We start from the raw sequence: 19,637 nt of genomic DNA on the forward strand, positions 1-19,637 counted from the left end.
ATCGATTTGACGAGGTCGGGATAATGAAAAGAGAAAGTGGTGCCAGCAATGTGCGGGAAGCGCGCGCTGCAGCAGAATCACGCGACAAGGTCGGCGGGTTTTCTCAGCGGTATGCGGCAGCCGCGCTGCTCTCGCTTGCCCTGTTCGGCTGTGGCGGCGAAGGTGACGGTACGTCTGGCGGCAGCGCGGGCACGCAGGCAGCCGGCAGCGCACCCGTCGCTACGCAGACGGGCGCCAGCGACGGCGGCATCAAACGCACGCAAAGCACCGATAGCGCTCCCGCAACCGCCATCCTCAACAAGATGGGCCGCGTGCCGCGTCTGCAGGTCGGCCTGGGTTCGGGCCAATCGACCGATGACATGAAGGCGCAGAACATTCGCCCGGACATCGTCGATACCTACCTGGTTGGCGTCGGACAAAACGCGTGGCCCAACTGGAACACGGACGGCGCCTACGTGACCTACACCGCGCAGCGGGTCCAGGCCATGGGTGCCACGCCGATGTTTACGCTCTACCAGATGGCGTCCAATGGCGATGGCAACATCAGCGGCATCAACGACGCGACGTTCATGAACAGCTACTGGTCGCAAGTGCGCATGATGTATGACCGCATCAACGCACTGGGTACGCCGGTGCTGGTCAATCTGGAGCCGGATTTCTGGGGCTACGTGTGGTCGCAGGCGCCCAATCATGATCCGGCGCAGCTCGCTGCGTCTGTGAACAATCAGCAGGAATGCAGCTGGTTGCCGAATACGGCTGCAGGCATCGGCATGTGCCTGGTGTCGATGGGCCGCTGGCATGCTCCCAAAGCGTTGCTCGGGTTCCCGCCGTCGTTCTGGACTGGCACGCCGGACGTGATCGGCAAGGAAATGCAGGCAGTCGGCGCAAACCAGGCTGACTTCATCGTCGCCCAGGCTGGCGACCGTGATGCCGGCTGCCTCGAGGCCGCTGCAGTAGACGAATGCAAGGGCCGCACCGGCCCGTTCTATCTGGACGAGAACAACATCCAGACGCCGAACTTCCACCAGGAGCAGAACAAGGTTGCAGCCTACCGCGATGCGCTGGGCAATGGGCTGCCGATCCTGTGGTGGCAGACGCCGTTGGGTGTGCCGTCCGACACGCCGGGTGGCACTCCAAACCATTACCGTGACAACCACGTCGACTACATGTTGCGCAACCCGTGGGAGTACGGCGGCCTGCATACGTTCGCAATCGTCTTCGGCGGTGGCGGCACGTATTCGACGAATATCAACACCGATGGTGGCCAGTTTGCACGCCTGTTCGGCCAGTACCTTTCGTACGGTGGGGTTGGCGTGCAGTAAGTGAGGTCGCTGCCCGGGGCATTCGGTGTCCCGGTTGTGCTTCACAGCGCCCGGCGTGGCCACGCTACGCCGGGCGCGATGCGTTTTCCGGTTGCGGGGCCATCCGAAGGTTGACGACGTGCGCAGCGAACGCAACAGGCAGCAGCACGCCGTACGTCTATGGGTTGGGCGCGACGCTGCGGATCAGGTTGTTGGCTTGATCGGCAACATACAGGTTGCCGCTCGTGTCGACCGCGATCCCGGCGGGGTGATTGAACATCGCGGTGCTGCCTGCGCCGTCGGTGCTTCCCGGATTGAGGGAGCCGGCCAGGGTGGCGACCACGCCCGCCGGCGTCACCATGCGGATCAGGTTGTTGCCGTCGTCGGCGACATACAGCACGCCGTTGGTGCCGATTGCGATTCCCACCGGCAGCGAGAACGTCGCCGCAGTCCCCACGCCGTCATCACTCCCTGTCGCGCCGGAGCCCGCCAGCGTCGTGACCATACCTGCCGGCGAAATCTGCCGGATATCGCTGTTGAACCACTCCGCCACATACAGCGTGCCGGACGGAGAGCGCGCGATGCCCGACGGGCCATTGAAGGTGGCGAGGGCGGCCGCGCCATTGTCGCTGCCCGCCGTGGTCGTGCCGGCCACCGTTGTCACCACCCCGGCCGGCGTGATCTTGCGGATCATGTTGTTGCTGTAATCCGCCACGTAGACGTTCTCGTTGGCATCCACGGTGATGCCCAACGGGTTGTTGAACGAGGCGCCTGCGCCGACGCCATCGGAGCTGCCCGCAGTGGCCGAACCGGCAAGCGTCGTGACCGTGCCGCCTGGCGTGATCTTTCGGATGTCGTTGCCGTAGAACTCGGTCACATAGATGTTCCCGCTGGCGGCCACGGCAATGCCGACGGGCGTCGCGAACTTGGCGCTGCCCGCCATGCCATCGACATGGCCGGGGCTGCCTGTGCCCGCCAAAGTCGTTACGACGCCACCCGGCGCGATTTTGCGAATGACGTGGTTGCCGTAATCGGCCACATACAGGTTGCCCGAGGCGTCCCGCGCAACACCGCTAGGCTGGCGGAACGACGCAGCCGATCCCGTACCGTTGGCATACCCGGCGGTGGTGGACCCGGCGATGGTGGACACCATCGACTGTGCGACCGCGCAGTTGACGCTCACGCCATTGACATCGCCGTTGGCCAGCCCCGTGCCGTTTGCAACGGAGCAAGACTGCCAGAGCGGTTTGGCGCTGACCGAGACAGCGTAGGCGCCCCCCGCCGCGACGGGCACTGGAAAGCTGAAACCGCCATCTGCGGCCTGGACGATCGGGTCCGCACCGTTGTTCAGCAACGTGAGGCTGCCGTAGTCGAGCAAGCCCGTGACCGTTCCCGCAATGGTGTAAGTGGCTGGAGCAGTGGGGGCGACGGGGCTGACTGGCGAGCCGATCGGCGCCACCGGCTGCGTTGCGCTCGGTGGCGGGGTGGAGGCCGCATCGTCGCCGCCACCGCCGCATGCGGCCAGGATCAGGCAAATTGGAATGGCTTTCAGAAGCGGAGGGCGTGCGAACGGCATGGCTCGGTGCTGGGCAAACAACGATCAGATTTGGGTGGTGGGCCTCTCAACCCCAGCGATGGGGGCGCGGCATGTCTTCTGCGCCGCCGTATAGACCGTTTCTGATAGGACGCCAAACCGGGCGATGTGACGCAAACGCTTGACCGTTTTTGCGCACGCTCGCTTCGATGCTTCGCTGGAAATGCAAGGGCTCGTTGTAGATCGGCACCGGTTCCTGAATCTGTAGCCGTGCCTTGACGAAAACGGCTCTGGGTGCGGGTTTTCCTCCACATGCGTGGCGGTTCCCGCACCGATTTACCGGGATGGCATAGCGTCGCCCTTGCGTTTGCCGCGATGGCGCGTTCGGTCAGCGGATCCCCGTGTTCGTTGAATTGGGTGTAGATCGTGGCCAGCGCAGATTGAACCTTGCGCATGCGAACTCGGTAAAACATGAACGCGGCCGATAGCGCAGCCAACAAGAGACCCGAGGCCGGACCGATGATCTCGGCGCGCTTCCAGAGTGCTGCATCGTCGGCGGGAGTCGCGCTGTGGCTTTCGAGCGCGACACGTGGCGCATCGCCATTCTCTGTGGATGGTGCCGCCGCTGCCGCAGCCGGTGCCGGCGCCGGCGCATTCTTCAAGGCCGCGAGCCGCCGCATATCCGCCAGATTCTGCTCAACTTGCGCAAGGCGCGATTCGAGTTCACGGATCGCCTGCCTGGCCGCAACCAATTCCTCATTGAGCTGCTCCACTTTTGCGCGCTCTTGTGTGCCCGTGGCGGAAATGTGCAGTGCGTCCTTGTCGGATGCATTGGCTGGTGCAGAAGTCGGCCGGCTGCCGGCAGCAGGGTTCGCATTTGCCCCCGGCTCGGTGGTCGCGGCCTGCGTCAGCATGCGGATCTGGCGTTCGGCCTCGCTCCTTGCCACCGCGGTGATTTCCTCGGCCGACGGCACACGCAGCGCGGCGCCGACGCGCAGTCGGTTGATGTTTCCGCCAATGAAAGCGCGCGGATTGCCCCGGTAAAACGCGAGCGCGGTCTGCTCGGCAGATACGTCCGCCCTGTTTTGCACGGCACCGAGCGCGATCTGCGAGAGGCTGTCGCCCGCCTTGACGGTATAAGCCGCTTCGGTACGCCCGCCGTCTTCACCTGCATGCAAGGTGGCGGCCGAAAGCAAGGGACGCGCACCGTCTGGCTGACTGCCGGTCGCCGTGCTTGCAGCGGGAGAGGCTGCAGCTGTCGCTGCCTGCTTCTCGGCGCGTCGTGCCGGCGCACCGTCAGGCGAAGACACCGCGGAAGCCGGCGCGACTTTGCGTTGGGCCTGCAGGAAGGTGGTAGGTGCGCTCGCCGCGCCCGGCGGGCTGAGCAGCACCGTATACGCCGCCAGCATGTTTCCACCCGGCGCTGCCAGACGCACGACGATATCCGCAATGGCGTCCATTTGCGGCGCGGTTGAGTACACGCGAACGGCATAGCCGCCGTCTTGCCGCTGCACCAGGCTCGTCCGCAGCGAAGTCGCGCCTGCGCTGTAAGGCACGCCGGCGGCAAGGTAGGTTTCGCGGTTCCCGGGTTGCGGCACAAGCGTTTGAGCGTCGTGCGGGCGCAACCCTGTCAACTCGATTTCCGCATCCAGCGGCTGGCCAATGTTCGAATGCAGATGCAGCACGCCCAGCTCAACTGCGTGCCCAGCCGGCATGCAGGCCCACAGCGCTGCCGCTGCGCCCGCAGCCAGCGACTGCCGCGCAGGCCAATGCGCAATTCCTCCACGAAATTGCTTTTTCATTTTGATTGCTCCCCTTGTATTGCTGACACCCGAGTTATTGGTTTGGGGGGTGGTCGGGAAGGATAGAGCGTTTCGTCCGCGTGCCGGCGCCGACGTCGGGGCAGTTGAGAAAAATTCAGAGTTCGGGCGGCGTGCCGGTTCCGGACTTGGTGCTGAAGGCGTCACCCGAAGCCCGAGCGGGGGTCGGCCCCAGCCGGCAATGACGCATGCGCTTAGCGGCTGAAGCGATCCCGCAAGCTCGCACTCTGGTTCAGGCTCGTCAGCATCGCATCGAGCCAGTGCTCATCTGCCCCGGCCGGCGGCACGTCCGGCGCATGCGTCCTGTGTTCGGCGGTCTGATCGGCCGCATGCCTGAGAACCACCGGGCGCATGGGTTTGGCGGCATCCTGCTGTGGTTGCGGCGCAGCCTCTTGTGCTCGGGTTTGGCCGGCAAGCGGCAATGGCGCACGTGCTGCCAGCTTGCGGGTCAGGATGCCTTCCACGGCGCGCGCATAGATGCCGTTTTCCCCCGGCGACTCGGAGTGATAGGCGCCGATGGCATGCCAGCTGTTGCCGTGCAGTTGCACCTTTCGCGCCAGATGCCATGCGGCCACATAGGCGCTGACGCACGGGTCATAGAGCATCTGGCGGCCGATGCCGTAGCGCGACAGTTCGGGCAGGTGGATCGTATTGATCTGGAACATGCCCAGGTCTTCACTGCCGTTGCGGTTCCGGTTGTGCGCTTGCGGGTTCAGGTGCGATTCCTGATACCCGATCGCGCGCAGGACTTGCGCGTTGACGCCGTGATAAGCGGCGGCATCGTCAATGCAATCGGCCAGGGCTGCGGCAGGCAGGCAGGCCAGCAGTGCGACGGCGAACACCAGCCCCCGGCGCAGCGCGGCGGCGTAACGCTTACGCCCGCGCATGCTCTTGCCTGCCGGCGCAGGTGCGCGTCATGGGGTGGCGTTGTTGCAGGCGTTGCTGCCGCCAGGTGCGATGGGTTTCGCGACGCGTGGGCCGTACGGCATGGGTGGTTGCGCGACGCTCCCGCGCGGCCATGATGCGAGACGATTGGGCATGCATTGCGAATCTCCGGTAACGAGCATGCGCGCATCATAGAAATGGCTGCGCGGTGGTGCGCGCGGGCTGTGCGAACTAGGCGGGCCTGCAGCGAAACCGTGTCGACAGCGTGGGTTGGCATGACCGTTCGCTGTGGGCGCAACGGGTTCGTCCTGCCACGGGCCGGGTTGTGCGGGGGTCCATACGATCAGCAAACAGGCGGAAAGGGCGTGTTGCCCGCCGCTGACTGCCACTCATCTTCTTGGGCCCATCATGCAATCACATTACGGTAGTGCCCCCATGCTGCCCCACACCGTCGCACAGACCCGCGCCGACCCGGATGCGGCGGACGCCGGTGTCTCGGTCACCGGAAAGCTGTCGCGCGCATTGCGGCGCGCACTGCAGCGCGTGCGAACCGGGCACGCCGAGCCGTCGCCTGCCGCGAACCGATTCCACATGTCGATACCGCACCATGACCGACAGCCGGCGCCGACGACTTCGCGCGCGCAGCATCAACAACGCGCAGGCGCGGCGCGCGATGCGCAGCGCATCCAGCAAGCCATGCCGCAGGGCCACGGCTTGCGGGCTCCCATTCCGCCGACCGATGCCAGCCGCTGGCTGTCCGTATGCGAGGCGGTGGCCGGATGGCAGCAGGAGATGGCGCGTCGCCTGCACCGCTACAGCGGCCCATTGTTGACCGACGCGGCTCGGCCCACGGAGCAGGGTCTGGCACTGGCCGCCACGCGCATGCTGCTGGCCATGCAACAGAAGAGCCGACACCTCGTGCTCGACGGTATTCCGGTGATGCGCCTGCCTGCGGCTCTGTGCCTGGCCGAAGAGCTGGAGCGGCTGACCGTTCACGATTGCGATCTGTTTGAGTGGTCGGCGTCCGGCGGTTTGCCGGTCAACCTGAGCGCGCTGCATTTCGCTCGCAACCCACGGTTGACGGCGTTGCCGGGGCGCATGGGCAAGCTGTTGCAACTGAAAGAGATCGTCGTGCTCGATTCGCCGCTGCGTGCGCTGCCGTCGTCGTTGTCGCAGCTGCCGAGGCTGGAGCGGCTGGTGCTGCAGGGCACGGATCTGCGCATCGTGCCGGTGGAGCTTGGTGCGCTGGCTGCGTTGCAAACGCTGACGCTGGCATCCAACAAGCTGCTCGTGCAATTGCCCATCAGCTTGGCCAGCTTGCGCAGCTGCGCGAGCTGCAGTTGCGTGGCAACCCTCTGCTCACTGTCTTGCCAGACACGCTTGGCAACCTGGCCGAACTCGAGCGTCTGGACCTGCGCGAGAACTGCGCCATCACGGCACTGCCCGAGTCGCTCGCGCGACTGCGCAAGCTGCGTCATCTCGACGCCTCCGGCATGGCGAGTCTCGTGGCCGTGCCGGAGGGCATTGGCCATTGCGCGCAACTTCGTACGCTGCGCCTGCGCGATTGCGGATCGCTGCGCAGCTTGCCTGCGTCCGTTGGCAACCTGACGCAGCTGACACACCTCGATTTGCGCGGTTGCTACGCATTGTCGGGCCTGCCCGAAGCGCTTCGCGAGCTGCCGGCGGCGTGCCGTGTCGATGTGCCGGCGCATCTGTCGGCACGGCTGGCCGAATTGCGCCCCGCAGCTGCCACCGTTGCAACAGCCGGCTCCGGCATTGCGCCGGATTGGACGGCACTGCGCCAGGAGTGGCGTGCGCGCCTGCAGCCCTATGACGCCGAATATGGCAGTGATGCCCTGTGCATCTGGATGGAACGCTATATCAACGCCATCGCACCCGACGCCGTGCGCGCCTACCGCGACAGCCGCCGTCTCGGCCTGCTGGTGGATGGCCTGTGCGAAATGGCAGCGCTGCGCAGCGCCGTATTCCAGAGAGCGCAAGAACGCTATGCGCTGGGTTGCCTGGACGAAGAGGGTCTGCCGCTTGACGTGCTGATGGCGTTGCTGGTGGGCGAGCGCTTGCGCGAGCCGGGGCTGCCGGAAGATGCGGCCGCCCGCATGGTACGCGCGGAGGCGTTTGCAGCATTGCTCGAATATGGCGCGGCCGGCGGATCGATCGACGAGGCCGTTCAGAAGCTCGCGGCCTGGCCGCCGCTGCAAGGCTACGTTGCGCGCTATGTCAGGGCTGGGGAGGGCGTCGCACAGCGGCACGTTGCTGTCGCGCGCGAGTGGCTGCACGCCGGCTAGCACCGCTGTTCAATGTTGTTCCCATGGGCCGGCTTGATGCCGGCCTTTGTCTTTGTGCGCCTACGGCAACACAACAGGACGCTTGCCGGGCAAAAAAAAAGCCAGCCCGGGCGCATCCCGGGCTGGCTGCAGAGCGTGCCTTCCGCGGGCTTTACGTCTCCGATGGGCCCTCTTCGGTCGGGAATGCGTTGCCGAGCAGCGCTTTGCGGCGTTGCAGTTCCTGCTGTGCCTGTTGGCTGATCGGCAGGTTCATGGCAGCGAGCCGCTGCAGATCGGCCAGCTTCGCCTGCTTGACCGATGCCTTGGCCGGCTCCAGGCGCGTGCGCAGCTGGCCAATGGTGCCCGCCGGTTGCGGTTTGCCATGGAGCGCAGCCTGCGTCCGGTTGTTCTCGCGTTGCAGCGCCTTGGGGTTGCGCACCAGCGACTGGATGCCGATGTTGCGCTCCTCGGTATGGAACAGAGCGGCCGAGTTGATTGCGCGCGTGTTGCCGATGATCTTCGAGAACGCGTCGAGCAGCGGGCGGCCCTGGTTGGAGTCGCACAGATAGTCCGCGCGTTCCTCGATGGTGGTCATGGCTTGCAGGCGCGCGCGCATCGCGTTCACGTCGAGGTGGCTCACGTCGATCGGCTTGGCCAGCGGTTCGGCCAGCTTGAACAGCTCTTCGCCGTTGGCGGTGGAGCCCGGCGCGTGCGCCGCCACCTGCGTTGACACCTGGGCCGCACGTGCGAACGGCGTCGCAGCGTGATAGCGCACGAACTCGTTCTTGATCTGGACGGGGCGGTTCTCAGCCGCCGCGGCGTTGATCTCCTGCGTGGCGGCTGCGTACTTCGCCACCACGTCGACCATCAGGTTCGGGTTGGCGAGGTAGCGATCGCGTTGTACCGGATTCGCATCGAACGCCTGCCGCAGCGCGGCGTCTTCGCGATGCGCTTCCGCGTCGACGATCTTGGCGAGAAACGGGTGCTGCATGATCAGGTAGCTCGTGTCGGAGCCCATCACCTCGCCTGCGTAGCTCTGCGTGCTGTCCGTATGCGAGACGGACGGTGTGAACGTGCCGTGCGGTGTCGGGACCGTTATCGCCAGGCTCATGCCGCTGTTCTTGTTGCGCAGGACGCGCGCGTATTGCAGTTCCATCGGGGCATTCTGTACGTCAGGCGCCTGACGCAACTTGACGACCAGGCTGGTGCCGTCGGTCACGTTGAGCAGCAGCCCCTGCGTCTGGCGGATCAACTCATGCGGATCGAACTTCTCGTCCTGCAGCCGCATGTTCGGCGCGAATTTCTCGATGGCCGCTTCGATGGCCTTGTTGAGGATCGCGCCGGTAATGGGTGCACCGCCCTGCGCTGTGAACGTCAATTGCAGGAACTTGCCCGTACGGCTGGGATTAGGTTGATGATTGGCGTTCATCAGGCGTGCCTCGGCGGTGAGCGAAATCTGCCCCGCGCTATTGCCGACCGAGATGGAGCCCGTGAAAGGCCCCAGCTGCACTTTGCCGGTGGACCGACCGAAGCGGTTGACGATAGCGTTGAGCGCACTGCTCTGCGCGCCGCCGGAAACCGTTGCCTTCAGTGCTGCATCCCAGCGCTGCCACAGCGATTTGTCTTTCAGCGGGCCGTTCTTCTGCACGTCGTAGTTCTTGAGCGGCAGGTAGGTCTTGTCCAGCATCTCACGCGCGGTCTTGTACATCGAATCCGCCGTCAAGATGGCTTCGGCTGCAGCCGTACCGTGCTCCTCGCGCTGCGCCATCTGCTGCTTGACGACAGAGATATGCGCACCCACGCAGCCCAGCGCCAGGCTGATGGCAGCGTGGCTCTTGGAGACGAACGCTTCGGGGTGGGCCAGCGCATCCTTCTGCGGGTAACGGCCCTGCCACACGGTCTGGTTGATGTGTGCGAAGGCGGCTTCTCGATGCTGGGTCAACGTACCGCGCTCGCTGGCAGGCATGAAGCGATCATTCCTGGCGAGCACGGCGCCGGCCTGGTTGGCAAATTGCAGATACGTGCCGATGAGATGCTCCAGCTGGTCCGTCGCGTGATTGAGCTGTTCCGGGCTGGCGTGCGTGATGGCGTTGCGGAACTGCGCGGGGATGTTGGCTTCTTCACCGTAGTGCAGGCGCTCGGTTTCGGTGAAGGGCAGCGCGGGGCCCGCATGCAGTTCCTGCGTCAGTGCCTTGCGTGTCTCGTTGTACAGATGGAGCTGCGCGGGCGGCGGTTCGGCACAGGCCGCATCGAGCTGCTGATGCAGCTTGAACGTGGACTGGTAATCCTTGTGATAGCCGGGGTCCAGCAGCGTGTGCGGTGCGGCTGCGCTTTCCGTGAAGTACTGCGCGACGTTCCCGCGCAGATTCACATCAAAGCTGCCGCCGGCTTCCAGGTTGGTGCCCCCGTGGGTCTCGTTGCCGACGTTGGCATCCAGGCTGCCCGTCACCTGGCGATAGGCCAGGATGCGGTCGCCATAGGCCACCGAATTGGGCACGTCGCGTCTCGGTGGTGCGGGCAGTGGCTGTCCGCTGCCCATGCGGTCCGTCACGACGTCGGTGATCGGCGGATACGCGGCCTTCATCAGCGTGCTGAAGTGCTCGCCGCCCAGTTTCTGGTCGATGGCGCCGGCCAGCAGCGTCATCTTCAAGGTGTTGAAGCCCTTGGCAATCTTGGCGTCGTTCAGAAAGTAGGGCTTGCCGGCAGCTTCCGTGTAGTTGCGGCCCAGCGCGTGAGACACGAGGTTGGCCAACGATTCCAACTGCTGCATCGCCTGGCGCGCATGCGGCCCGGCGGACTTGACCCAGGCATGGTTGGCATCGTGGTTGGCAACGAGCTTGACGAGTTGGCGCAAATCATCGTGTTCGAGGAAGACGTTGCCGCCGGACAGGTCAAGCCGGCCCGTGAGCTTGGCGGCCCACTCGCCCAGCTTGCCGCCCAGCGCGACCTTGGCAAAGGCTTGTGCCGAGGGCCAGTAATCCACGTCGCCGTCGTCGTCGGCAAAGTAGATGCGGCCCTTGCCGCCACCCGCTTCCACCGACACGTGCGCGCCGGCGTAGCGGTTGGTGGGGAAGGCCGACACTGCCACGCCGCCCGACGTGCCGGTGCTCACGTTGGAGCCCGGCTTTGCCGTGCTGATGCCGGGAGCCTTGGCTTCGAGGTTGGCCGTCTCCTTCTCGGCGTAGTGGCTCATGACCTCGTGCGCGCTGCCGCTCAGGTGTGTTCGCTTGAGTTCGGTGAGCAGCGCGGCGATGCCTCTGTAGGCGTCGGCCGGATCATGGTTGCCCAACGATTTGGCAAGCTGGCGCGCGGTCTTGGCGGCCGACGCAAATGCATCACGCACGGCCATGCCGACTTCATGGGGCGCCTTGCGCGTGTCGTCCGCGGCAATCGTCTGGATGGTGCTCAACTGATGCTGGAGCTTGGCGAGCAGCCCGTCGCTGTTCGGATGCGAGTGCATGAGCGCCACCGGCACCCTAGGCAGTGCATCCTTGAGCGCCAGTGCCATCTGGCGTAACTGCGGTTTGTTCAGCGCGCCGGTATCGACGTCGAACACCGGCGAATCCGGCGGCGCGTGACGGCCTTGCGCCCGCCCGCTGAACGAGGGAGACAACGGCGGCTGCTCGGGCTGCTCCGGCTGCTGGGGCGGCCACTGCAGTTTGCCCTCGCGAATACGCTTCTTGGCTTCCCGGTGCACAGCGCGCGTACCACGCCCACTCAAGGTGCTGTTCGACAGCTCAACCTTGAGCTGCTCATTGGAAAGCGATGCAGCGCTTTTCTTTTGGCGGCTGGCCGTCACCATGTCGGCAAGATCGCGCAGGCCGCTGGGCAACTGCGAGGTCTTGCGCACGCTTGGCATCGAGGGCTGCGAGGATTGCGATGTCGATGTGCTGGACGACGTCTGTGCCGGAGGCGTCGCTCTGGAGTGGCGGGAAAATATCTTCATGATGGGCGAGGGCTCCGAGGTTGCATGCCGGGGCAACGCGGTTCCGCCCAAGCACAATTGAACCTTGCAAGCCTAGCCAGCCCCGGCCGGCGGACGTTGCGGGCACCGAAGTGCTGCGTCGGCATCCGAAACGAGTGACTCCGGCGCCTCAATACCGCGTGGGCGCGGCGCCGTCGTCCAGTTCCGCCGTGAGTGCGGCGATGGCATCGAGCAAATCCGTCGCTTCGGGGTCGTCGTCCAACGCATACCGGAAGCGATAGATCATCTGGCCGGTTTGCGGGTGTCGCACGACGCTGCCGCGTGAGGCGCCCTCCACTTCCAGGCAGAGACCGAGCAGCAGATTGAGCGTCAACGCGACGTCCAGCGTGTCGCGGGGCCCAAGTTCGACATAGGCCGTCAGCATGTCGGGATCGGCGTAGCTGTCATAAGCCAGCCAGACGTTGCGGGTGCCGATGCGCAGGGCATGCGCGGGCAATGCATCGTTGTCGAAAGGGCGGTGGGGCAATTCTTCGGAGGGCATGGGCGGGCGCCGTGGCGGGCGTCGCTGCAACGCATTGCAGCAACCGGGTTGCACCGCCAGACGATGCCAGCAGGGGCTCCTGGATGTGGCTGGGGTACCGAAAAAGTGCGATATAGGGCGAAAAAATGCCCACCTGAAATATCAGCGGTGGGTAAAATCTCGACATCTGGGTGGGGCCTTTGCCCACACCGGATCGGGCTGTTTACCGGGGAACGCCCAGCACAGATTTTCGCGGAGGGTACCGTGACGCAAACCTGCCAGCCAGTTACCGAACTGGCCTCTGACTGGTTCCGACAGCACTATGCATGGCTCGCCCGTCGTATGGGCTGCAAGACGGGCTGTCGCTTTGGCGCCGAAGACATTGCGGCGGAGGCATTTGCGCAATTGCTGCAAAGGCCAGGGTGGCAAGACACCCGCGAGCCGCGCGCCTTGCTGACAACGATTGCGCAACGCCTGCTCTACGACACCTGGCGCCGTCGCGATCTCGAAGAGGCCTACATGGCGTGGGCCGCCACGCAACCGCAGGCGACGTTGCCATCGCCGGAAGAGCGTGCGTTGATCCTCGAGACCCTCACCTCCATCGACCGCGTACTCGATGGGCTGGCGCCCAAGGCGCGCCGCGCCTTTCTCTATAGCCAGCTCGATGGCCTCACATACCCTGAGATCGCCGAGCGCCTGCAGGTATCCGTTCGCATGGTGCAGAAATACATGACGCAGGCCATGCGCCTGTGCTACCTGGCCGAAGCATCGTGAAGCACGCGCTGGATGACCGGATCGCGGAGCAGGCGATCCAGTGGCTTGTCGTACTGCGCTCGGGCACGGCTTCGGAGACGGAGCGCCAGCGCTTTGCCGCGTGGCAGGAAGCCGACCCCGCACATGCTGCCGCCGTGCAACGCTTGCAGGGCGCGTTGGGTTCGATGGCGCTGCCGCCCGTTGCAGACTCGCACCGGCGCGCCGCGCGGCGGTTGCTCGATGCGCCGTCTGCGCCGATGCGGCATGTGCGCCGCGCACTGATCTTCAGCGGGCTGGGTTTGGGCGTTGCCGCTCTCGTTGACCGGGAGATCCCGCTGTCCGACCTGGCTGCCGATATGCGTACGGCAACCTCCGAGCGCCGCGATTTCACCCTCGCTGGCGGTTATCAATTGCGTCTGAACGCACGCAGCGCGGTCGACGCCTCCGCGGTTGTGCGCGGCTACGACGTGCGTCTGCGCAGCGGCAGCGTCCTGGCCGTTGCCGGGTCGCCGTCGGGCCAGTTGCGGTTGTGGTCTGGCGCGGGCACGGTGGAATGCACGGGCGGCATGGTCTGCGCAACGCTGGAGCCTGAAGGTGCGATGAAGGTCGCCGTGCTTGAAGGCACCGCAGCACTGTCGACGCCGGCGGGGGCCGTTTCCACGGCGCGTGCAGGCGAGGTTCGGCGTCTGGCCGACGGCGGCATCGAAAAACTGGCGCTGATGGCGCGCAACGTAGCCGCCTGGACGCGCGGCATGGTCGAGGTCGAACACCAGCCGCTGGCCGATGTGATCGACGCATTGCGACCCTACCACCGTGGCCTGATTGAATTGAACCGCGAAGTGGCCGGCCTGCGCGTGACGGGGCGGTTCCCGCTCGGCGGATGCCGCGCCCTGCAGATGCTGGCCGAAACGCTGCCCATCCAGGTGAAGGAGCTTGGCGGCGTGTGGGTGCGCATCGGCCCGCGCTGAGCGCGCGTGCGCCGCGAAAAAATTGTTGCGATCGGGGTTCCGGTTTTTCTCGCTCGTTGCACAGAGAGAGTAAGAGGCTGCCGCGGTCACCATCCGTGCGCGCCCCTGCATCCAGATGCAACAGCTTCCACAAGAGCGAAGGACGACATGAACGCCCGGGTCCAGAACGACGTGCTACTACACGCAGCCGACAGCACGGCTGAAAGCCGGTATTTCTCCCCCTTTCCTGCGGCCGCCGCCTGGCGGGCGCACGCGGTGGCGCCTCTGACGATCTCGGTGCGGCAGGTCTCGCGTGCCCCAAACGGTGGGATCCTGGTCGATCTGACCGAGCTGGCCGAGGCCGCCGGTGAAGACCCGCCGGCCCAGCCCGTCACGCTGGAGCAGGCGCACGCCATGCTCGGGCGGATGTTGGAATCGAGGCGGAAGGGGGCTGGCCGGTCGGCGGGCAAGGAGGCTATGTTCTCGGTGCTGACGCCACGCCAGTGCGACATCCTGCGTGAGGCAGCCTCCGGCAAGTCCAACGTGGAAATAGCGCAGGCGCTGCATATCGGCGTAGAAACCGTGAAGTCGCACGTGCGCCAAATCCTGATGCGTTTGCAAGCGCGTAATCGGACAGAATTGGCAGCGTTATACCAGCAATGTGCCGGTGAAAGCCGCGCCCGCGAAAATCATTAACGCGGTAATCATTAACAAGGCAATGTTTATTAAACCGGCACTGAGTTTTTTAAGCCGGTACTGAAATTGTCCGCCTTGAAGATTTTCATTAACGAACGCTAAAAAGATTCGCCGTAGGCGCGGTCGGCCCTACGGCGCGCAATCGTTTGCGCAAAAGACCGCTCACGCGGCCAGGATGGTGTGCGCGAGGGGGCCTGCCGGCTCGTTGCTGGCAGCCTGCACGGCCAGCTGATAGCCGCGTGCATAGACGGTCTTGAGTTCCACGCCGGTTTCGGGGCCGAACTGCAGTTTCTTGCGCAGCTTGTAGATGTGCTGCTCGATCGAGCGCTCGACGATGCTGGCGTCCGCGCCCCAGACGGCCGATGCGATCTGCTGGCGTGAGAGGAACGAACCCGGCGAAGAGAACAGCAGCCATGCCGTCGCGAACTCCCGCGCAGTCATGCGAATGGGGACGCTGTTGACGGTGGCGGTACGGGTCAGGCGGCAAAGGCGATATGGCCCCACCACGACGTTGATACCGGCATTCTGGCGCACGGGCTCCGCGCGGCGCAGCGCCCGTTGCACGCGGGCCTGCAGCTCTTCGGCGCTGAAGTGACCGGTCAATACGTCGTCCACGCCGGCATCAAACGCCGCGGCCATGTCCCCCCGGTCGACAAACTGCCCGAACACCAGGGTGGGCCAGCACATGTCGGCATTGCACTCGCGCCACGACAGCACGAGCTGCCCCGCAGTGCGGAAGTGCTGCGCGTCGATCATCAACAGATCAAACGTTTCCGTGCGGCGCGCGCGAAGCAGCGACAGGGCGTCGTCAAAGCGGACGCACTCCGCTTCCTGGGTGGATAGACAGCTCGCCACGTAGGCAAAGCTGGATGGGTTCGAGGTCAATACGGCGAACTTCATGGCGCTCCCCTTTCAAGCCACTGCACTACCGATTCGAATCTTGCAGATGGCGCTTCAAACTGGGGCAAAGCATAACGTTCACAATTTGCTCACACATCCCTATAAAGAGTGAAATCGCGCTTAGATCTGATTGAGTTTTTTTTGTTGACTCTGCAATTGTGCGTTGAGTATGCAAATGCCGCATTCTGAGTGAACGATTATGCGCATATGCAAATTAAAAAACCGCCGAGAACATTAATTTGACGGCTTATGTGACAACCTGATGAAACGATCTTCAGCCGAACTTGATGGCGGCGAGTTCACGCGTGCCTTCAGCTTCCTTGCTGGCACGCAGCTGCAGTGCACTGGTCAGGCCGCGGCTGCGGCTGGTGGATACCTGCTCCACGATGGCGAGCTTTTCCGGCAAGCGGGACGTTGGCGCTTCCAGAAGCGCCTGCGCCAGGGCTTCTGAAGCGTGCGCGTCGGCGGAATTTGGATCGATGCTCCGGTGCAGGTCGGCCAGGGCGAGGTGACCTTCGATCTCGCGAGCGGCGGACGGCCGAAGCCGATGCCGATGCAGATAGCGCTGGTTGGGGCGGGCATGCTTTTCGACTGTCTCGCAGTAGGCCTCGAACTCGCGCGCGGCCTTTTCCGGCGTGCCGCCGGGCTTGTGCGCCAGCATGTTGATCCACGCATCGCGGTCGCTGCGCACGACGGCAAGGTATTCGCGCACGCTGCGGTATTCGGTGTCGAAGTAGCTGACGCGATCGGCGATCTTGCCGTTCTGGTAAGCCATCTTCACCTTGGTCGTGTGGCCGCCTTCGGAGAGTTTCCAGTTGAAGCCCAGCGGCATGCCCCCGGTAAACGACTGTGTGAACTTGCCGCTTTCGCCGGCCTTGGCCGATGCGTTGTCGTCGGGCGCGGCCGTGTAGAAGGTGCGGCCCACCGAAAAGGCCAAGCCACCCCGCGCCGTCACCTTGTGCCCCGTGGCCACGCTGAATTGCTCGACACGCATCGTGCCGGTCTTCTCGTGCAGGGTGGCCGTGTTGCTGAGTGTCTTTTCGCCGCGCAGCCGTGCCGACGGGCCGATTCGCACCGGCGTATGCGGGCCACTCACGCGCACATTCATGCCAACGCTCGCGTCCATCGAGGCGCGCCAGCGCTTCTTGGTCTGGTCGACCCAGCCGACGGAAATGCCGCCGCTCCCGCTGCTTCCGCCGCAATGCTGCGCAAGCGTGTTCCACAACGTGTCGGGATCGGGCCGGTGGCCAGGCGCTGCGGTTGCCTGCTCGAACAGCAGTTCATGGCCTTGACGATGGCCTCCGCCGCGGCCTTGTCGTCGTACTTGATGGCTTCCCAGTCGTCGTGGCCCTCTACGGGGCGTTGCGTGGGCCGTGTGGCGCGGATGACCACGCCGCGCGGCTCACCCGTCTCCACATCGAAGGGTGTGACCTTGACGGCGAGCAGGTTGGCGCGCAGGCGCTTGCCCCACGTCTTGAGGTCGTAGCCCACGGAGGCCCCCACGCCCACTGAAGCACGCATCGTGCGATCGGTGCCCACGAACACGTCGCGGCCGTGCGCACTGCGCCCGATTTCCACCACGGCCTGCCGGCCCCTGCCGTAATTGGCGTCCAGTTGGACCGACACGGGCACCGGCAGCGCCTTGCCGACGTGCGACAAGCCGGTCGATACGCCGGCCGTGCTGCCGCCGATCCAGCCGCCGTTGGACAGGCGTACCTTGTTGCCCGACTCCATGGACGTGAGCAGCGTCTCGATGGTCTTGCGGGCGTCTTCTACGGTAGGCGCTGGCATCTTGAGGTCTGCCGGATGCTCCAGCTTGTCGGCACGCTCGAGCGCGCCACGGAAGGCGGGCGATTCGGCCGCTTCGCCTGCGTGGGTGCCCCAGTAGCGCAACAGCGTGGCCGAGGGCTGCAGCCCCACCAGGTATTCCGGCGGCTCGCCCGTCAGGCCGGCATGATCGATGAGCTTGGTCACGTGGGCCTGCGCGGCGCTGACCTGCGGCAGCGTCAGCGTATCCAACCGGCTTTGCGCCCAGGCCCGGCTGTCGGCATCGTCGGTCAGTCCGGTCAAGGCCACGAGTTGCGCGAATTCCTGGTGGGCCGGCGAGCTGCCCGGCGTGCGGGCGACGGCAGTCGGCTCGGCATGCTCACGCTGCATGCGGCTGACAGCTGCCCCGACTTCGGGTTGCAGCGCGCGCAGCTTCTCTGCCGTGAGCGTGTAGTCGCTCAACGGCGCGTTGGAGGCCGCCAGCCCGGCCCAATGCGCGAGGATGGCGCTTCGCCAAAGATCGCCTGGGTGGGCGATGGCGTGCAGCAGCGATGGCGCATTCCCGGCCTGCGCAAGCGTGTCGATCATCGTCCGCAGCGCCGCCGTATAGGCATCCATTTCCTTGACGAGCCCTGGCCGCTGTGCGCCGTGCATGCCAAGCGCGGCCGATGACAGCGGCGACTTCTTCTTGCCGATCATCTGCCAGAAATGACTGCCCGCGGTTTGCTTTTCCACGCGCGGAATGGTGCGCCCGACAAACTTGGCAAGGCGTGCCTTGGTGTTGGCCAGATCCGAGCCCGGACCGTCTTCACGAAAGCCCTGGTGCCAGGCAAAGAGAACGCCCGCTTGTTGCGCACCGACGGGCTCGCCCCGCAGCTTGAGCGCAGCGGCGTGCATGACGTTGATGGCGAGTGACGCGGCCTGCGTGCCGCTGCCCGGCGGATGCGCGTGCAACAGCGCGGTGGGATCGGCCGCCGAGGTGCCAGCCGTATGCACATGGTCGGCTGCCTGCAGGAAGGCGCGCGCGGTGTGCGCCTGCTCCGGCGTGGGCGGCGCTTGCATCAGGCTGGTCAGCGCTTCAAAGCCGTGGTGGCTGCGCGAGAGCAACTGCGCCGTGCGCCAAGCCGCGCTTGCCACACCGGCATCGCTCATGCCCTGTGGCATTGGCGGCACGGTCAGGCTGCGGGAGGAACCGTCTGAACCATACTGGACCGACAAGCTGGATTGCCGGGAGAGCGCATCCGGACTGTGCTGATCAACGCTCCGGCTGGCGCCGTCTTGCGCACCATGTGGCGACGTTTCGCCCTCGCGAAACAAATGCGACAGGCCCAGATCGGATGCACTGGAGCGCTGCGACGACGTTGCCGATGCTGTCTCGTCAAACAGGCGCCCCATGCCCAACGAGGCGCTGCCTGTCGAATGCGTTGAGCCCTCGTTGCTGGGCGCCGGCGCAGGAGCGGCAAAGGCGGCAGCATCAAAATGCACCGCCTGCGTGACATGCAGCAGCACCCGCAGCGCATCGGCTGCATTGCCGCCGCTGGTGGCTGCCAGTGCGCGTGCCGCGAGCATTGGCCCGATGTAGTTGCCGGCTGCGGACGACGTGCCCTGCGCAGGGGCCGCCAGGACACCGAGCCGATCGGCCAGCAAATCACGTTCGCTCGCGCTGCCCGCCGTATGGAACAACTGCCCAATGCTCTGACGAAACGCTTCGGCCGTGGCCGGCACGGTCAGCGGTGCCGTGGATGCCGGCGCTTGAGGCGTCGGCGGTTTTCCGTGCTGGCGCAGGCGCTGCGCACCCTGTTCGGCGCGCTGCATCATGGTCGACGTCTTGCGCTGCGAACGTGCAGCGCGGCGCGTCTCCTGATGTTCCTGCACCTGCGGTGTAGCCGGGTGCGGCGTGCCTTCGGCGGCCTGCGGCGTTGCCTCGGGCGTGACCGTCAACGTGCCGCGCGTGGGCTCCCTGTAGTTGCCCACCGTATCGAACGATGTGCCGGAGCGCTTGCTGTCGCTCAGCAGCGTGGCCAGTTCTGTCTCGTCGCTCTTGGGCAGCTTTTCCCGTACGCGCGATTTCAGGTTGCCCAGCCAGCCGCCTTTCTTTCGCGGCTGCGGCGCATTGCCGCCTTGGGGCGAGGGCGATGGCGTGCGTGCGGCGAAATCGTGGAGCGTCTCGTACTCCGACGGCGATGTCGGCACGTTGACGGGCAACAGGCGTGAAGGGGGCATGGCTTGAAGTGTTCAGGCACTGGCGTGGTCAATCGGCATACCACTTTGATGCGGCCGAATGACAATCACGCGTGCAATGCG

At 65.3% G+C, this 19,637-nt stretch carries 14 protein-coding genes and 1 pseudogene; 6 read left to right on the forward strand and 9 right to left on the reverse strand.

Features of this window, described 5'->3' with window-relative positions:
* Positions 1-23: 23 nt before the first annotated feature.
* A complete protein-coding gene (locus FUT88_RS09845; RefSeq protein ID WP_261797089.1) occupies positions 24-1,322 on the forward strand; it encodes a hypothetical protein in 1,299 nt (432 codons plus the stop codon).
* 157 nt (positions 1,323-1,479) lie between these two features.
* Here FUT88_RS09845 and FUT88_RS09850 read toward each other — a convergent pair whose 3' ends face one another.
* The 4 genes from FUT88_RS09850 to FUT88_RS26610 all read right to left on the reverse strand — a co-directional run bounded on the left by FUT88_RS09850 (position 1,480) and on the right by FUT88_RS26610 (position 6,536).
* A complete protein-coding gene (locus tag FUT88_RS09850) occupies positions 1,480-2,877 on the reverse strand; it encodes an NHL repeat-containing protein (RefSeq protein WP_147214814.1) in 1,398 nt (465 codons plus the stop codon).
* Complete coding sequence (locus FUT88_RS09855) at positions 2,850-4,637, reverse strand: FimV family protein (RefSeq protein WP_147214815.1); 1,788 nt, start codon at positions 4,635-4,637, stop codon at positions 2,850-2,852. Before FUT88_RS09855 ends, FUT88_RS09850 begins: the two co-directional genes overlap by 28 nt.
* Before the next feature lie 212 nt (positions 4,638-4,849).
* On the reverse strand, positions 4,850-5,542 hold the full coding sequence (locus tag FUT88_RS09860) for a lytic transglycosylase domain-containing protein (protein WP_147214816.1): 693 nt from the start codon (positions 5,540-5,542) through the stop codon (positions 4,850-4,852).
* Between the two features lie 412 nt (positions 5,543-5,954).
* Positions 5,955-6,536, reverse strand: a complete 582-nt coding sequence (locus tag FUT88_RS26610) for a hypothetical protein (RefSeq protein WP_261797090.1) — start codon at positions 6,534-6,536, stop codon at positions 5,955-5,957.
* Positions 6,537-6,553: 17 nt separating this feature from the next.
* Between FUT88_RS26610 and FUT88_RS26615 the strand changes: the two are divergent.
* Together FUT88_RS26615 and FUT88_RS26620 are read left to right on the forward strand one after the other, a co-directional pair.
* A pseudogene (locus FUT88_RS26615) lies at positions 6,554-6,973 on the forward strand (hypothetical protein); the annotation flags it as partial.
* 150 nt (positions 6,974-7,123) lie between these two features.
* Positions 7,124-7,846 carry a hypothetical protein gene (locus FUT88_RS26620; RefSeq protein ID WP_261797102.1) on the forward strand — a complete coding sequence of 241 codons (723 nt, stop codon included), beginning with the start codon at positions 7,124-7,126 and terminating at the stop codon, positions 7,844-7,846.
* A 151-nt stretch (positions 7,847-7,997) separates the two neighbouring features.
* Here FUT88_RS26620 and FUT88_RS09870 read toward each other — a convergent pair whose 3' ends face one another.
* Together FUT88_RS09870 and FUT88_RS09875 are read right to left on the reverse strand one after the other, a co-directional pair.
* A complete protein-coding gene (locus FUT88_RS09870; protein WP_261797091.1) occupies positions 7,998-11,684 on the reverse strand; it encodes a type III effector protein in 3,687 nt (1,228 codons plus the stop codon).
* 235 nt (positions 11,685-11,919) lie between these two features.
* Positions 11,920-12,291 carry a hypothetical protein gene (locus FUT88_RS09875; RefSeq protein WP_147214818.1) on the reverse strand — a complete coding sequence of 124 codons (372 nt, stop codon included), beginning with the start codon at positions 12,289-12,291 and terminating at the stop codon, positions 11,920-11,922.
* 243 nt (positions 12,292-12,534) lie between these two features.
* Here FUT88_RS09875 and FUT88_RS09880 point away from each other — a divergent pair, with 243 nt between their 5' ends.
* The 3 genes from FUT88_RS09880 (at position 12,535) to FUT88_RS26125 (ending at position 14,666) form a co-directional block, all read left to right on the forward strand.
* A complete protein-coding gene (locus FUT88_RS09880) occupies positions 12,535-13,044 on the forward strand; it encodes a sigma-70 family RNA polymerase sigma factor (protein ID WP_147214819.1) in 510 nt (169 codons plus the stop codon).
* Positions 13,041-13,991 (forward strand): DUF4880 domain-containing protein, encoded by a 951-nt coding sequence (locus tag FUT88_RS09885; protein ID WP_147214820.1) that lies wholly within the window; start codon positions 13,041-13,043, stop codon positions 13,989-13,991. The genes FUT88_RS09880 and FUT88_RS09885 overlap by 4 nt, the downstream gene beginning before the upstream one ends.
* 147 nt (positions 13,992-14,138) lie before the next feature.
* Positions 14,139-14,666 (forward strand): response regulator transcription factor, encoded by a 528-nt coding sequence (locus FUT88_RS26125; protein ID WP_186829272.1) that lies wholly within the window; start codon positions 14,139-14,141, stop codon positions 14,664-14,666.
* A gap of 162 nt (positions 14,667-14,828) precedes the next feature.
* On the opposite strand, the gene FUT88_RS09895 is transcribed toward FUT88_RS26125, so the two are convergent.
* From FUT88_RS09895 to FUT88_RS09900, 3 genes are all read right to left on the reverse strand, one after another.
* On the reverse strand, positions 14,829-15,566 hold the full coding sequence (locus FUT88_RS09895; protein WP_147214821.1) for a response regulator transcription factor: 738 nt from the start codon (positions 15,564-15,566) through the stop codon (positions 14,829-14,831).
* Positions 15,567-15,840: 274 nt separating this feature from the next.
* Entirely contained in the window at positions 15,841-16,692 is an 852-nt protein-coding gene (locus FUT88_RS26130; RefSeq protein ID WP_186829273.1) for a hypothetical protein, read from the reverse strand.
* Positions 16,671-19,556: a hypothetical protein gene (locus FUT88_RS09900; protein WP_147214822.1), complete on the reverse strand. Its 2,886-nt coding sequence runs from the start codon at positions 19,554-19,556 to the stop codon at positions 16,671-16,673. Before FUT88_RS09900 ends, FUT88_RS26130 begins: the two co-directional genes overlap by 22 nt.
* Positions 19,557-19,637 lie beyond the last annotated feature (81 nt).

The sequence above is a fragment of the Ralstonia sp. TCR112 genome (assembly GCF_007997035.1).
GTDB lineage: Bacteria > Pseudomonadota > Gammaproteobacteria > Burkholderiales > Burkholderiaceae > Ralstonia > Ralstonia edaphi.

Excerpts from the sequence above, each read along its gene's own strand:
- FUT88_RS09870 (WP_261797091.1), bottom strand. The coding sequence starts at position 11,684 with ATGCCAAGCGTGCGCAAGACCTCGCAGTTGCCCAGCGGCCTGCGCGAT.
- FUT88_RS09855 (WP_147214815.1), bottom strand. The coding sequence starts at position 4,637 with ATGAAAAAGCAATTTCGTGGAGGAATTGCGCATTGGCCTGCGCGGCAG.
- FUT88_RS09900 (WP_147214822.1), bottom strand. The coding sequence starts at position 19,556 with ATGCCCCCTTCACGCCTGTTGCCCGTCAACGTGCCGACATCGCCGTCG.
- FUT88_RS09860 (WP_147214816.1), bottom strand. The coding sequence starts at position 5,542 with ATGCGCGGGCGTAAGCGTTACGCCGCCGCGCTGCGCCGGGGGCTGGTG.
- FUT88_RS26130 (WP_186829273.1), bottom strand. The coding sequence starts at position 16,692 with ATGGACGCGAGCGTTGGCATGAATGTGCGCGTGAGTGGCCCGCATACG.
- FUT88_RS09850 (WP_147214814.1), bottom strand. The coding sequence starts at position 2,877 with ATGCCGTTCGCACGCCCTCCGCTTCTGAAAGCCATTCCAATTTGCCTG.
- FUT88_RS26125 (WP_186829272.1), top strand. The coding sequence starts at position 14,139 with ATGAACGCCCGGGTCCAGAACGACGTGCTACTACACGCAGCCGACAGC.
- FUT88_RS09845 (WP_261797089.1), top strand. The coding sequence starts at position 24 with ATGAAAAGAGAAAGTGGTGCCAGCAATGTGCGGGAAGCGCGCGCTGCA.
- FUT88_RS09895 (WP_147214821.1), bottom strand. The coding sequence starts at position 15,566 with ATGAAGTTCGCCGTATTGACCTCGAACCCATCCAGCTTTGCCTACGTG.
- FUT88_RS09875 (WP_147214818.1), bottom strand. The coding sequence starts at position 12,291 with ATGCCCTCCGAAGAATTGCCCCACCGCCCTTTCGACAACGATGCATTG.